Below are 13,430 nucleotides of genomic sequence, written 5' to 3'. Positions count from 1 at the left end.
CCGACGACCGTCGGCACCGGGCACGAGCGCCCCGGCGGCGAAGGGGGAATAACCGTCAGGCGGTACGGGCGAGGTCCGCCGCGCCGACGATGCCGGCCGCGGAGCCCATCGAGGCGAGCACGACCTCGGCGCGCGGGCGGTGCACCCCCCCGGTCAGGTAGTGCTCGAAGGCCTTGGCGACCGGGTCGAGCAGCAGCCGGCCGGAGTCGGAGACCCCGCCGCCGAGGACGAACACGCCCGGGTCGAACAGCGCGGCGAGGTCGGCCATGCCGCGGCCCAGCCAGTCGGCCAGCTCGGCGTAGCACTCCAGGGCGAGCGGGTCGCCCTCCTCGGCCGCCTCGGTGATGTGGATGCCGCGGATGGTCTCGGCGACACCGTCGTTGAGCTCCAGCATCCGCCGGCCGCGCAGCGGGTCGGCCGCGGCCTTCTCCCGGCCGTAGCGGCGCAGCGCGCGCCCGGAGCCGTACTGCTCCCAACAGCCCTTGCCGCCGCAGCCGCACGGCAGGCCGTCCGGGACCATGTTGAGGTGGCCGATCTCGCCGGCCACACCGAAGCGGCCGCGGTGCAGCCGCCCGTCGAGGACGATGCCGCCGCCGATGCCGGTGCCGACGGTGATCAGCACCATGTCCTGGTGGTCGGCGGCCGCGCCGAAGCGGAACTCGGCCCAGGCGGCGCAGTTGGCGTCGTTCTCGACGACCGCGGACAGCCCGGTGAGCTCCTCGATCCGGCCGCGCAGCGGCTCGTTCTCCCAGTCGATGTTGGGCGCGAAGATCACCGTCGAGCGGTTGCTGTCGACGAAGCCGGGGGCACCGACGCCGACCGCGGTGACGTCGGGGTGCTGCTCCTTGAGTTCGCGCACGGCCTGCGCGATGGCGTCGACCGCCCACTGGGGGTCGGCCGGGGTGGGGACCCGGGTCCGCGCCAGGATCGCACCCGCCTCGTCGACCACGCCTGCCGCGATCTTGGTCCCGCCGACATCGACGCCGATGGTCAGAGCCATGTGTCCCTCAGCTATTCACTCGTTCCCGCTGGACGGAACGGTACCGCCCAACCCCGCCCCCGTACACAGCCTCGCATACATTATCCGAAGACAATTCTGGGGAAACCGGGCCGCGACGCTTCAAAAGTCTTATCTAATCTCATCCTTCGTGACGCAACAGAGCAACGCGATCACCCTCCGAAGGTTACGGATTCACTGCTTGGCGAACATCCCGTCAGCCCCGGTCAGCCCCCGGTCAGCCGTGGTCGGCACCGTCGGCGCCCCCGGCCCGGCCGGGCTCGTCGAGGTCGATCTTCTCCACCGGCGCCCCCTCCCCCGCCGTCCAGCGCTGCTCGTGCCCGGCCACCGCGGCCCGGTACGCGGCCAGCAGCTCGGCGCCCGCGGCGGCCAACCCGGAGCCGGCGGCGGCGAGGTGGGAGTAGACCTCCGGCTGCTGGGTGCGCAGGCGGTCGGCGAGCCCGGACAGGGCGATCAGACTGGTGGCGCTGGTCTCCTGCGCCTTCTCTCCGACGGCGGCGGCGAACCGGCGCACCTCGTCCACCAGCGGGCCCAGCTCCGGCCCGAACGGGTGGGTCGGCCCGTCGCCCTGCTCCGCGCCGGGCTCGGTACGGTCGTCGGTGCTGGTCATCGCGGGCGCCTCCTCAGCCGTGGCCGCACCCCGCGGCCCTCCGGCCCGACGCTACCCGACCGGCCGCGCCACCTCGAAAGGCCGAAAGGCCGTCAGCCCTGCGGCCAGAGCGAAGGGTCGGGCGCGAACCGCACCGACAGCACGCCCTCGTGCAGCCCCGCCCCGGCGACCGTGCAGCGGCGCAGCGCGGCGGGCAGCGGGAGCACCCGGCGGTGGGCGCCGAGGCCGACCACCAGGTCGTCGCCCCGGCGGACCAGGTCCAGCCCGGCGCGCTCGGCGCCGGGCAGGTCGAGGTGCCAGACCAGCAGGCCGTCCTCGGCGAGCCGGTCCTCGACCGGCCAGGGCTGCGGGTCCAGCCGCTCGGGGCCGGGCCCGTCGCCGTAGAGGCGGTCGGCGACGGCCTCCAGGGTGCCGTCGGCCAGGCCGGTGACCAGCACCGGGGCGTCGGTCCCGGCGGTGAGCCGGTCCAGTTCCTCCTGGCGGCGGCGGGCCAGCGCGGCCAGCCAGGGGTCGGGCGAGGCGAGGGCGGCCGGCGGCAGCGCGCCGTGCACCACGACGGCGTCCGGCCGGTGCCCGTACAGCGCGAGCCCGGCGCGGATCCGGCGCAGCTCCTCGTACGGGTGGCCGTCGGCCGGTACGACCAGGCGCACGCTGGTGCCCGGGTCACCGACCGCGGCGCGGGACTCGGCGAGCACCGCGGCGGCCTTGGTGCGCCCCTCGTACAGCCACTCGGCGGGCATCGGGACGCCGGCCAGCCCGGCCAGCAGCGGGCGCAGCGCTCGGGCGGCCTGCCGCTGCTCGGGCACCAGCCGGTCCAGGTAGCGGGTCAGTTGCTCGGGCAGGGCGAGGGTGGCGATCAGTTCGGCGGGCGGCGGGGCGAGCACCACCAGGACGTCCTGGTCGGCGGCGGGCAGGGCGCGCAGCAGGGCGAGCCGGGCGATGCCGGGGAGGGCGGTCAGTTCCTCGGGGTCCAGCTGTTCGGCGCCGAGCAGGTCGAGGGCGGGCCCCAGCCGGCCGGTGAGCTCGCCGACGGCGTAGCGGAAGGCGGCCTGCTCGTCGATCCGGGAGACCGTCAGGCCGGGTGCGTAGTCGAGCGGTTCGGGTTCCAGGCGGGTGCCGAGGGCGGCGTCCAGGGTGCGGTGCGGGTCGTCGGCGGCCAGCAGCCAGGTGCGGTGGCCGCCACGGGCGGCGTGCAGGGCGGTGGCGGCGGCCACGATGGGCGCGCCCGCGTCACCGCTGACCAGGATGGTGCGCATCGCCGTCATGCCGTCAGCCCCCGTTCCGCCGTGCCGGTCCTCGTCAGCCCTCGACGCGCTTCTTCAGGCCGGCCAGCGCGCGGTCGATGATGACCTTCTCGGCCTTGCGCTTGATCATGCCGAGCATCGGGATCTTGACGTCCACGGCGAGCTGGTAGGTGACCTCGGTGCGGCCGCCGGCCAGCGGGGCGAGGGTGTAGGAGCCGTCCAGCGAGCGGAGCATCTGGCTGCGGACGAGGGTCCAGCTGACTTCGCGGTCGTCGTCCCAGGTGTAGGCGAGGGTGTGCTCGTCGCGGATCGCGCCGGCGTCGAGCAGCAGTCGGACCTTGGCGGCGCGGCCGTCCTCGCCGGTCTCCAGGACCTCGATCTCCTTGACCTCGCCGGTCCAGGCCGGGTAGGCGGCGAAGTCGGCGATCACGGCCATGACCTCGGCCGGGGTCGCGTCGATGGTGATGTCCGACCTGGTGTGCTCCGCCATGGAATGGCCCTCCGCCTCGTCCCTCTGCCTGCCGGTCCGGTCGAGGCGCGCTCGACCCGATCCGCCCGGAGCAGGCTATCGCGACCGGCGATCGACTCGGCCGCGCGGGCACCGGCGGCAGGCGCTGCGGGGCGGGCGGCGGGGCATGCTACCGGCCGGTCACCGGTGGGCTGCCGTAGGGTGCCAGTCGAACGACCCGGTCACGGCCTGGTCCGACCCGGCCGGGTGTGACACTTCGAACACCGGGGCCGACCCCCCTGGTCGAAGCTGCCTACCGGGCAGTAACGTCCTGCCGTCCCGCAGCGTCGCGAACGAGGAGCAGTCTTGCTCGACTTCAGCCTTCCGGCCCTCTACCAGGTACCGAGCGGCGGTAACCTCTCCGACCCTGTGCACCGGAACGCCGAGGTCCACCCGGACGTCGCGGTGCTCAGCCGCAAGGTGGACGGCCGCTGGGAGGAGTTGACCTCGGTCCAGTTCCTCGCCGAGGTGCACGCCGCCGCGAAGGGCCTGATCGCCGCGGGCATCGAGCCCGGCGACCGGGTGGGCATCATGTCCCGCACCCGGTACGAGTGGACGCTGCTGGACTTCGCGATCTGGACGGCCGGCGCGATCACCGTGCCGGTGTACGAGACGTCCTCCGCCGAGCAGGTCGAGTGGATCCTCGGCGACTCGGGCGCGGTCGCCGTCCTCACCGAGACCGACCAGCACGTCAAGGTGGTCGGCGAGGTCCGCGACCGGCTGCCGGAGCTGAAGCACACCTGGCAGATCGAGGGCGGCGCGCTCGCCGCGCTGGCCGAGGCCGGCCGGGACGTCCCGGACGCGACCGTCCAGGAGCGCCGCGCGATCGCCGGCCCCGACGACGTCGCCACCATCGTCTACACCTCGGGCACCACCGGCCGCCCGAAGGGCTGTCAGCTGACGCACGGCAACTTCCTCGCCGAGTGCGGCAACATCGTCGAGCGCCTCACCCCGCTGTTCCGCACCGGCGACAGCTCCGTCCTGCTCTTCCTGCCGCTGGCCCACGTGCTCGGCCGGATCGCCGAGATCGCCCCGGCGATGGCCCCGATCAAGCTGGGCCACGTCTCCGACATCAAGGACGTCACCGCCGAGCTGGCCGCCTTCCGGCCGACCCTGATCCTGGGCGTGCCCAGAGTCTTCGAGAAGGTCTACAACACCGCCCGTGCCAAGGCCCAGGCCGACGGCAAGGGCAAGATCTTCGACAAGGCCGCCGAGACCGCGATCGCCTACAGCCGGGCGCTGGACGCCGGCGGCGCGGGCCTGGTCCTGCGGCTCAAGCACGCCGTCTTCGACAAGCTGGTCTACAGCAAGCTGCGCGCCGCCCTCGGCGGCCGGGCCACCCACGCGATCTCCGGCGGCGCCCCGCTCGGCGAGCGGCTCGGCCACTTCTACCGGGGCATCGGCTTCACCGTCCTGGAGGGCTACGGCCTGACCGAGACCTGCGCGGCCACCGCCTTCAACCCGTGGGACAAGCCGAAGATCGGTACGGTCGGCCAGCCGGTCCCCGGCGCCTCCGTCCGGATCGCCGAGGACGGCGAGGTCTTCTTCAAGGGCCCGCACGTCTTCACCGGCTACTGGAACAACCCGCAGGCCACCGCCGACACCCTCAAGGACGGCTGGATGGCGACCGGTGACCTCGGCTCGCTGGACTCCGAGGGCTACCTGACCATCACCGGCCGCAAGAAGGAGATCATCGTCACCGCCGGCGGCAAGAACGTCGCCCCGGCCGTGATCGAGGACCGGATCCGGGCCCACGCCCTGGTCGGCGAGGTCATGGTGGTCGGCGACCGCAAGCCCTTCATCGCCTGCCTGCTCACCGTCGACCCGGACTTCTTCCCGAAGTGGAAGGAGCTCAACGGCAAGCCCGCCACCGCCACCGTCGCCGAGCTCGCCGACGACCCTGACCTGCTGGCCGCCCTGCAGACCGCGGTGGACGACGGCAACGCGGCCGTCTCGCACGCCGAGGCGGTCAAGAAGTTCCGCCTGCTGGACACCGAGTTCTCCGAGGAGAGCGGCCACCTGACGCCCTCGCTCAAGCTCAAGCGCAACGTCGTGCTGAAGGACTACGCCGCCGAGATCGAGGCGCTGTACAAGAAGTAGCAGCACACGGACGGGCCCCGCCTCCTCCCGCAGGGAGAGGCGGGGCCCGTCCGCGCGTCAGGCCGCCAGCAGCGAGGTCAGCCGCCCGGCCAGCAGGTCCCAGCGCCAGGAGCGCTCCACCCAGCGCCGCCCGGCCTCGCCCATCCGCCGCCGCAGCTCCTCGTCCCGCAGCAGCCGGACGATCCGCTCCGCGGCCGCCGCGGCCGAGCCGCCGGGCACCACGTATCCGGTCTCGCCCTCCAGCACCGCGTCCGGCGCCCCGCCGGAGTCCCCCGCGACCACCGGCAGGCCGGTCGCCGAGGCCTCCAGGTAGACGATCCCCAGCCCCTCCACGTCCAGCCCCCCGCGGCGGGTCCGGCAGGGCATCGCGAAGACGTCCCCGGCCCCGTAGTGGGCGGGCAGCTCCTCCCAGGGCACCGAGCCGGTGAACCGCACCGAGGCCCGTACGCCCTTGGCGTCCGCCAGCTTCTCCAGCTCCGCCCGGTACGGCCCGCCTCCGACGATCAGCAGCACCGCGTCCGGCACGTCCGCCAGGATCTGCGGCATCGCCTCGATCAGGGTGTCCTGCCCCTTGCGCGGCACCAGCCGGGAGACGCACACCACCACCGGCCGGTCCGCCAGCCCCAGCCGTCGGCGCACCTCGGCGCCCCCGGAGCCGGGGTGGAAGGTCGACTCGTCCACACCCGGCGGCAGCTGCACCATCCGGGCCGCGGCCCGCGGCCCGACCGCGGCGGCGATCCGCGAGCGGGTGTACTCGCCCAGGTACGTCAGCACGTCGGTGCCCGCGCCGATCCGCCGCAGCAGCTGCCGGGAGCCCGGCAGCTGGGCCCAGGCGGCCTCGTGCCCGTGGGTCATGCCGAGCAACCGCCCGGCCCCGGCCCGGCGCAGCGTCGGCGCCATCAGGCCGAGCGGGGCCGCGGCGCCGAACCAGACCGAGTCGCACTTCTCCGCGCGCAGGATCTCGGCGGCCCGCCGGGTGACCCGGGGTGTGGGAACCATCACCTTCGTGCGGTCCCGGATCACCGGGAACGGCTGCTCGGCGTCGAAGCGCCGCACCTCGGTGCCGTCCCGCCAGGTCGAGGCGTACACCACGATGCTCCCGGCCGGCTGACGGACGGCCATGTTGTGCACGAAGGCCTGGATGCCTCCCGGGCGGGGCGGGAAGTCATTGGTGACGATCAAGGTTCTGTGCATCAGGCCACGGCTCGCTCGGTCGGGGGGTGCTCGGTGTACCGCTGGGTGATCCGTACGATAGGTCAACACCATGACCCGCCGGGAACGGAACCGCGTACGGCAACCGTTTGACCCCCGGGTCAGTCCTAGTACCTAGGCCGCGATGCGGCGGCCCGGGCGTCCGTCAGTACGACGCCTCCGGTGAGGACGTCGAGACGAACGAGGGAGCGCAGTGGAGTTGGCCCCGGCCACCGAGTCCGGTTCTTCGCGCGGCCGCCTCGGCCGCCCGCTCGGGGCGCTGGCCGCCCTCGTCGCGGTCTGGGTGGCCACCCGCACCGTGCTGGTGCTGCTGATGACCGGCGTGCTGAAGTCGCCCGGCGGCGACGTCACGGCCGACGTCTGGATGATCTACCACGCCTGGTACGGCGTGCTGCAGACCGGCACCTTCCCGTTCGACGACGTGACCTGGCAGTACCCGCCGGGCGCCGCCCTGGTGATCCTGCTGCCGGGCCTGCTGCCCTGGTCGTACCTGACCTCGTTCTGGGTGATCTGCGGCATCGCCGACGCCGCCGCGGCCGCGCTGCTTATCCGCACCGGCCTGCGCCGGGGCCGGGCGCTGACCGGCGCCTGGATGTGGGTGGTCGGCGTGCCGCTGCTCGGCCCGATGATCTACAACCGCTTCGACCTCCTGGTCACCGCGCTCGCCCTGGCCGGCCTGCTCGCGCTGATCCGCCGCCCGGCGGTCGGCGGGCTGCTGCTGGGCCTCGGCGGCATCGTCAAGGTCTGGCCGCTGCTCGGCCTGATCGGCACCCCGTCCGGCCGCCGCACCCGCCGTTCCTGGACGCTGGCGGCGGCCACCGCCGTCTCGGTGGGCTTCCTGCTCGCGGCCGGGATGAACGGCGCCTTCGGCTTCCTGGCCTTCCAGAAGGACCGCGGGATCGAGGTCGAGTCGGTCGGCGCCCTGCCGCTGCACCTGGCCCGGCTGGCCGGGGGCTGGAACGGCAGGGTCACCATGAACTACGGCTCCCCCGAGATGCTCGGGCCGTGGGTCAGCGTGATCAGCAAGGTGATGATGGCCGGCACCGTGCTGGGCTTCCTCTGGCTGCTGATGTGGCGCTTCACCGCCCGCCGCCGCAACGCGGCCACCATGTACGACGCGGCGCTGTGCGCGCTGCTGATCTTCGTGGTGACCAGCCGGGTGATCAGCCCGCAGTACCTGGTCTGGCTGATCGGCGTGGCGGCGGTCTGCCTGACCGTGCGCGGCACCAGCCAGCGGCCGGTGGCGCTGCTGATCCTGGTCGCCTGCCCGCTCACCCTGCTCGAGTTCCCGACCATGTTCACCCAGGTCCTGAACAGCGAGCCGCTGGCGATCACCGTGCTGGGCCTGCGCAACCTGCTGCTGCTGACCGCCACCGTGCTCTCCTGCATCCGGCTCTGGCGCTCCACCCGCGCCGCGGCGCCCCTGCCGCCCACCGTGGTGCTGTCCGAGCCCGCCGCACTGCCGGCCGCCTCCGCCTATCCGGTGCGCCCGGGCATCGCGTACGAGCAGGACCTGCTGGACGGCATCGACCACCCGGCCGGGCGTTAGCCGGCTTTCAGCGCCTCCACCTCGGCCAGCCAGAGCCTGGTGAACTCGGCGAGTCCGACGCCCAGTTCGCCGCGCAGCAGCCGGTCGGTGCGGTGCTCCCGGTCCTCGCCCTGGCCGTCGGCCGCGCCGACCGCCCGGTAGAAGGCGACCAGCCGCTCGGTCCCGTACCGGCGGGCGATCAGGTCGCAGGCGAGCCAGGCCTGCTCGTAGGCCTGGGCGATGCCGTCGGCACCCGCGGCGAAGTCCCCGTCGGCGGGCAGCGCGGTGGGCAGCTTCCCGGCGGCGACGTCCCGGGTCAGCTCGGGGGCGATCTGCTGCGGGCGGCGGCCGGATCCGCGGTAGGCGGTCCAGTCGGCGACGCCCTCGGAGAGCCACAGCGGGGTCCAGGCCCGGGTGTCGGCCCGGGTCGCGACGTGGGTGGCCTCGTGGGTGACCACCACCTGCCGGCCGAAGTCGCTGAGCCGCCCGAACGCCTCGGGGTTGACCACCACCCGGTCCGCCGGGGTGTGCCAGGGCGCGCCGGAGGCGGCCACGGTGACCGCCGCCATGCCCGTCCAGCCCGCCGGGTCGGCCTCCAGCAGCCGGGCGAACTGCGCCTCGGTGGCGGGCAGTTCGAGCAGCAGCCGACCGGGCCAGCCGCCGCCCCAGACCGCGCTGACGGCCGGCACCGCCTGGTCCCCCACCGCGACCAGGCCGGCCGGGTCGGGCCCGTCGGCCAGGCCGAGCACCAGGCACCGGGCACCGGGGGCGGTCCGGGCGGGGCCGAGGTCCCACAGCGCCGGGGGCCCGCTGGTGCCCTCCTCGTGCTCCACCCGCCAGCCGCCCCGGTCCCGGACCAGCTCGATCCGGCGCGGGTACACCACGGGGTACTCGTCGTACCCGGCGATCCGCACCGCCAGCTCGACGGACGCGGTCAGCCGCTCCGGCCCGCCGGCCGCCGAGGCCTCCCGTTCGGGCGGCAGCACCAGGTTGCGGTACCCCGCCTCGGCCCCCGCGAGCCCGGACCAGGCGGGCAGCGAGCGGGCTCGCGCCGCCAGCAACTCGGTCACCTCGGCACGCCGGTCGTCCGTCCGCCCGCCCGGCCGCGCCGCCGGGGCGGCCGGGGGCAGCGACAGCTGGGCCAGCCCGCCGGCCGCGAGCAGCAGCGCACCGCGCCGGGACAGCACGCAACGAGATATGTCGGCCGGGCCGCAGGACGTCGCGCTCAGAGCCGGACCACCCCGGAGACCGGCATCGCGTCGACGCTCTCGTACCGGACCTTGGCGCCCGGGTACGGGGCGTGCACCATCACCCCGCCGCCGGCGTACATCCCGACGTGGTGCATGTCCCGGTAGAAGATCACCAGGTCTCCCGGCCGTGCTTCGGAGAGGCTGATCCGCTGCCCGGCGTACGCCTGGGCCTGCGAGGTCCGCGGCAGGGTCACTCCGGCCTGCCGCCAGCTGTAGTACATCAGACCGGAACAGTCGAAGGCACGGGGCCCGGTGGCTCCGTAGACGTAGGGCGAGCCGATCATCCGCACCGCGGCGGCCAGCGCGGCCGCCCCGCGCTCGGAGGCGGGCGGGGCCGTGCCGAGGTCCAGCCGGTCGGTGCCGCGGGTGGCGCGCTGCTCGGCGTCCCGGGCGTCCTGGGCGGCCATCCTGGCCCGCTCGGCGACGCCCAGGCTGTTGAGCAGCTTCTGGGCCTTGGTCAGCCGCTCCTGGATCTGCTGCTTGTTCTCGGCCAGCGAGCGGCGGGCCTGGTCCAGCTCGGCGAGCTTGGCCGCGGTCTCGGTGCGGCGCTGGTCGAGCCGACGCTGACGGGTGACCAGCTCGTGCAGCGTCTCCTGCTGCCGCTCGGCGGCCTGGCCGAGGGTGCGGGCGCGGTCGAGGTAGGCCGCGGGGTCGGTGGAGAGCATCAGCTGGACGGTCTGGGTCATCCCGCCGCCCCGGTACTCGGCCCCGGCGACCGTCGCCAGGTCCCCGCGCAGCTGGTTGAGCTGCTCCTGCGCGGTGGCGACCTCGCCCTGCAGGTTCGCGGTCTCGCCCAGCAGCCGCTGCTGCGCCTCCTGCGCGGCGTTGTACTTCTCCGACGCCCGCTCGGCCTCGTCGTACAGCTGCTCGACCTGCGTCTTGACGCCCTTGCGATCGGGCGCGTCCCGCGCCCCGGGGGCGGCCTGGGCGCTGCCGACGGTCGCCACGCCCAGGGCCGTGGTGGCGGCCGCGGTCAGTACCAGCGCACGGGCGAGCAGTTGGGAACGACGGTGCACGGGCATGGCGGCAACGGCTCCAGTCCTGCGGCGCGGCCCCGCGGCCGCGCCCCGGTGGGCGGCCGTCGAGCGGGAGTCCGGTGGCAGACGTTAGCGAGTCCGGGCAAGTGAGTCCAAACCCCTCCCGACCCGAATATTTGACCCTTATTCGGACACCAGCCCGAGCCGCCGGAAAAGCCGCAGGCCCGGCCCTCCGAGACGGAGGACCGGGCCCGTGAACGTCGGGGCGTGAATCAGACCCGCACGATGGAAGCCAGCGGCATGTTGGAGACGGCCTCGTAGCGGACCGAGGCGCCCGGCTTGGGAGCGTGCAGCACCTGACCGTTGCCCGCGTAGATGCCGACGTGGTGGGCGTCGCTGTAGAAGATCAGCAGGTCGCCGGGCTGGGCCTGGGAGAGGTCCGAGCCGATCCGGGTGCCGGCGCCGGCCTGCTCCTGCGAGGTGCGCGGCAGCGACACGCCGGCCTGGTTGAACGCCCAGACCATCAGGCCCGAGCAGTCGAAGGAGCCGGGACCGGTGGCGCCCCAGACGTACGGGCTGCCGACCTTGGAGGCGGCGGCGGCCAGCGCGGCGGCACCGTGCGAGCTGCCCGGGGCGATCTTGACCGGCGCGGACGAGGAGCCCAGGTCGGAGCGGCCGCTGTCGCGCGAGGCGCGGTCGCCGGAGGCCGGCTGGGAGGCCTTCGCGGCGGCGTCCGCCTTGGCCTGGGCGTCGGCGGCGGCCTTGTCCTCGGCCGCCTTGAGCGCCTGGCGCTCCTGCTCGGTCAGCGTGTTGAGCAGGTCCTGGGCGGCCTTCAGCTTGTTCTGAACGTCCTCCTTGGAGGCCTTCAGCTGCTGGGTGGTGGACTCGAGCTCGGCGAGCTTGCCCTGCGCCTCGGTGCGGTCCTGGTCCAGCTTGCGCTGCTGCTCCTGGAGCTGCTTCAGCTGGTTCTTCTGGGTGTCACCGGCCTGGTTCAGCGCCCCGGCCTGGTTGAGGAAGTTGTCCGGGCTGGAGTTGAACATCAGCTGGACGGTCGGGGATATGCCGCCGTTGCGGTACTGCTCGCCGGCGATCTCGGCGAGGCCGCCCTGCAGGTCGGTCACCTGCGCCTGCTGACGGGCCACCTGGTCCTGCAGGCCGGAGACCTGCTTCTCCAGCGCCTGCTGCTTCTCCTGGGCCGCGTTGTACTTCTCGGTCGCCTGCTCGCCCTGCTCGTTGAGCTGGTCGACCTGCTCCTTGACCTGTTCCTTGGTCGGCTGCGGGTCGGCGTGGGCGCCGGTCTGCGCGGAGAGGGCGACGGCCGCGGCGGCGAAACCGGTCAGGATCGAGACACGAGCGCGGCTGGCGGGCTTGGGACGACGATGGGACGCCACGAAGGCGGACTCCTTCTTCCTACGTCCGCCTACCGGGTGAGCTGACGGGTTCGGGCCGGAAGCATGCCCTACGACGCCTCACGGCCTCACCAACGGCCGACCTGGCGCCGATTCACCCCGGAGGAACATGGTTCCCCGGCTCCGCTCCGCAGCGCCCCCGACCACTGGGCTCCCCTGTCGGGCAGTCGCTTCGACCTGCCCCGCTGTTTCGCGAACTCGACGGAAACCACCGCCGCCACCCAGGCTGGGTGATCGACAGTGCGGTGGTTCGGGGCACGACCCTAGTAACTGAACCGTGATCCGTTCAAATCCTTGTCAGAAAAAAGACGGAAGATCACCCATGTTCTCTTGTGAAAATGACTGATGGTGATCGCCGCCGCACGCAAAGCTGATCGGCTCTCACCGGTCGGCGGTGGAACGGGATGGAACGGACGAACCCCGAAGCGCCACCCCCCGACTCGGGAGGTGGCGCATATCACAGTTCGGAGGCCGGGCCCCGGGAGTGTCGGACCGTCAGACCCGGCGGATCGTGTTGATCGGCATCGCATCGGCCTTCATCACCTTCACCACGTCACCGGTGTGCGGCGCGTGGACGACCATGCCGTTGCCGATGTACATCCCCACGTGGTGCCGGTCGCTGCCGTAGATCACCAGGTCGCCCGGCTGGGCCTGGTCCAGCGAGGGCACCCGGGTGCCGACGTCGCCCTGCTCCTGCGAGGTGCGCGGCAGCGAGACGCCGGCCTGGGCGTACGACCAGACCATCAGGCCCGAGCAGTCGAAGGTGTTCGGCCCGGTGGCGCCCCACACGTACGGCGAGCCCTGCCTGCTCATCGCCCTGGCCACGGCCACGGCCGCGTAGCCGCTGGCCGGCGGCAGGTTGGTGAGGTCGACCCGCGCGGTGCCGCGCGAGGCGCGGTCGTCCTGCTGCTGCTGGGCCTTCAGCGCGGCCCGGTCGGCGGCGCTGAGCGAGTTCAGCAGGTCCTGCGCGGCCTTCAGCTTCTGGTTGACGTCCGCCTTGGCCTGGTTGAGGTCCTTGGTGGTGGAGTCCAGCGACGCCAGCACGGCGGCCGCCTCGGCCTTCTCCTGGTCCAGCCGGCGCTGCTGGTCGAGCAGACCCTTGAGCGCCTCGGTCTGGCTCTGGCTGGCCTGCTGGACGCTCGACGCCTTGTCCAGGTAACCGGACGGGTCGGAGGAGAGCATCAGCTGGACGGACGGGTCGATGCCGCCGGTGCGGTACTGCTCGCCCGCGACCTGGGCCAGGCCGCTCCGCAGCTGGCTCATCTGGTCCTGACTGCGGGCCACCTGGTCCTGCAGCTGGTCGGCCTGCTTGCGGAGCTGGTCGGCGCGCTCCTTGGCGCCGTTGTACTTCTCCGCCGCCTGCTCCTGCTCCTGCTGGAGCTGGTCGATCTGCGCCTTGACGTCGGACGTGTTCGGCTGCGGCGCGGCGTGCGCGGCCACCTGGGCGGAGAGGGCGACCGCGGTCGCAGCGGCAGCGGTGAGCACGGAGACCCGTGCGCGGCTCGGCTGCTTGGGACGGCGGTGGGAGGCCAAGGGACCGGCTCCTTCTTCCATCGGACTCACCCGTTCGGGCG

At 73.5% G+C, this 13,430-nt stretch carries 11 protein-coding genes and 1 riboswitch; of the genes, 2 read left to right on the top strand and 9 right to left on the bottom strand.

From position 1 onward, the window contains the following. Window positions 1-55: 55 nt before the first annotated feature. From ACWCYO_RS19110 to ACWCYO_RS19095, 4 genes are all read right to left on the bottom strand, one after another. Entirely contained in the window at window positions 56-1,000 is a 945-nt protein-coding gene (locus ACWCYO_RS19110) for an ROK family glucokinase (RefSeq protein WP_270147457.1), read from the bottom strand. 235 nt (window positions 1,001-1,235) lie between these two features. Next, window positions 1,236-1,628, bottom strand: coding sequence for a DUF5304 family protein (locus ACWCYO_RS19105; RefSeq protein ID WP_449784846.1), 393 nt, complete (start codon window positions 1,626-1,628; stop codon window positions 1,236-1,238). 92 nt (window positions 1,629-1,720) lie between these two features. Beyond that, on the bottom strand, window positions 1,721-2,893 hold the full coding sequence (locus ACWCYO_RS19100; protein WP_449784845.1) for an ArsA family ATPase: 1,173 nt from the start codon (window positions 2,891-2,893) through the stop codon (window positions 1,721-1,723). Window positions 2,894-2,927: 34 nt separating this feature from the next. Next, on the bottom strand, window positions 2,928-3,362 hold the full coding sequence (locus ACWCYO_RS19095) for an SRPBCC family protein (RefSeq protein ID WP_270147453.1): 435 nt from the start codon (window positions 3,360-3,362) through the stop codon (window positions 2,928-2,930). A gap of 324 nt (window positions 3,363-3,686) precedes the next feature. Between ACWCYO_RS19095 and ACWCYO_RS19090 the strand changes: the two genes are divergently transcribed. Then, window positions 3,687-5,480, top strand: coding sequence for an AMP-dependent synthetase/ligase (locus ACWCYO_RS19090; RefSeq protein WP_270147450.1), 1,794 nt, complete (start codon window positions 3,687-3,689; stop codon window positions 5,478-5,480). A 57-nt stretch (window positions 5,481-5,537) separates the two neighbouring features. On the opposite strand, the gene ACWCYO_RS19085 is transcribed toward ACWCYO_RS19090, so the two are convergent. Then, window positions 5,538-6,674 carry a glycosyltransferase family 4 protein gene (locus ACWCYO_RS19085; RefSeq protein ID WP_449784844.1) on the bottom strand — a complete coding sequence of 379 codons (1,137 nt, stop codon included), beginning with the start codon at window positions 6,672-6,674 and terminating at the stop codon, window positions 5,538-5,540. Between the two features lie 211 nt (window positions 6,675-6,885). On the opposite strand from ACWCYO_RS19085, the gene ACWCYO_RS19080 reads away from it, so the two are divergent. Beyond that, on the top strand, window positions 6,886-8,241 hold the full coding sequence (locus ACWCYO_RS19080; RefSeq protein WP_270147448.1) for a glycosyltransferase 87 family protein: 1,356 nt from the start codon (window positions 6,886-6,888) through the stop codon (window positions 8,239-8,241). Here the strand turns inward: ACWCYO_RS19080 and ACWCYO_RS19075 are convergent. From ACWCYO_RS19075 to ACWCYO_RS19060, 4 genes are all read right to left on the bottom strand, one after another. Continuing rightward, complete coding sequence (locus tag ACWCYO_RS19075; protein ID WP_270147446.1) at window positions 8,238-9,407, bottom strand: hypothetical protein; 1,170 nt, start codon at window positions 9,405-9,407, stop codon at window positions 8,238-8,240. The two genes, ACWCYO_RS19080 and ACWCYO_RS19075, sit on opposite strands and share 4 nt — an antisense overlap. A 38-nt stretch (window positions 9,408-9,445) precedes the next feature. Continuing rightward, window positions 9,446-10,492, bottom strand: coding sequence for a C40 family peptidase (locus ACWCYO_RS19070; protein ID WP_270147444.1), 1,047 nt, complete (start codon window positions 10,490-10,492; stop codon window positions 9,446-9,448). A gap of 227 nt (window positions 10,493-10,719) precedes the next feature. Continuing rightward, window positions 10,720-11,838, bottom strand: a complete 1,119-nt coding sequence (locus ACWCYO_RS19065) for an NlpC/P60 family protein (RefSeq protein ID WP_449784843.1) — start codon at window positions 11,836-11,838, stop codon at window positions 10,720-10,722. Between the two features lie 10 nt (window positions 11,839-11,848). Further along, window positions 11,849-12,002: riboswitch (cyclic di-AMP (ydaO/yuaA leader) on the bottom strand. A gap of 349 nt (window positions 12,003-12,351) precedes the next feature. Next, complete coding sequence (locus tag ACWCYO_RS19060; protein ID WP_449784842.1) at window positions 12,352-13,389, bottom strand: NlpC/P60 family protein; 1,038 nt, start codon at window positions 13,387-13,389, stop codon at window positions 12,352-12,354. Window positions 13,390-13,430 lie beyond the last annotated feature (41 nt).

The organism is Kitasatospora sp. NPDC001683 (assembly GCF_053596495.1).
The sequence above is the reverse complement of the archived record's forward strand: the minus strand, read 5'-3'. Positions and strand labels throughout refer to the sequence as shown.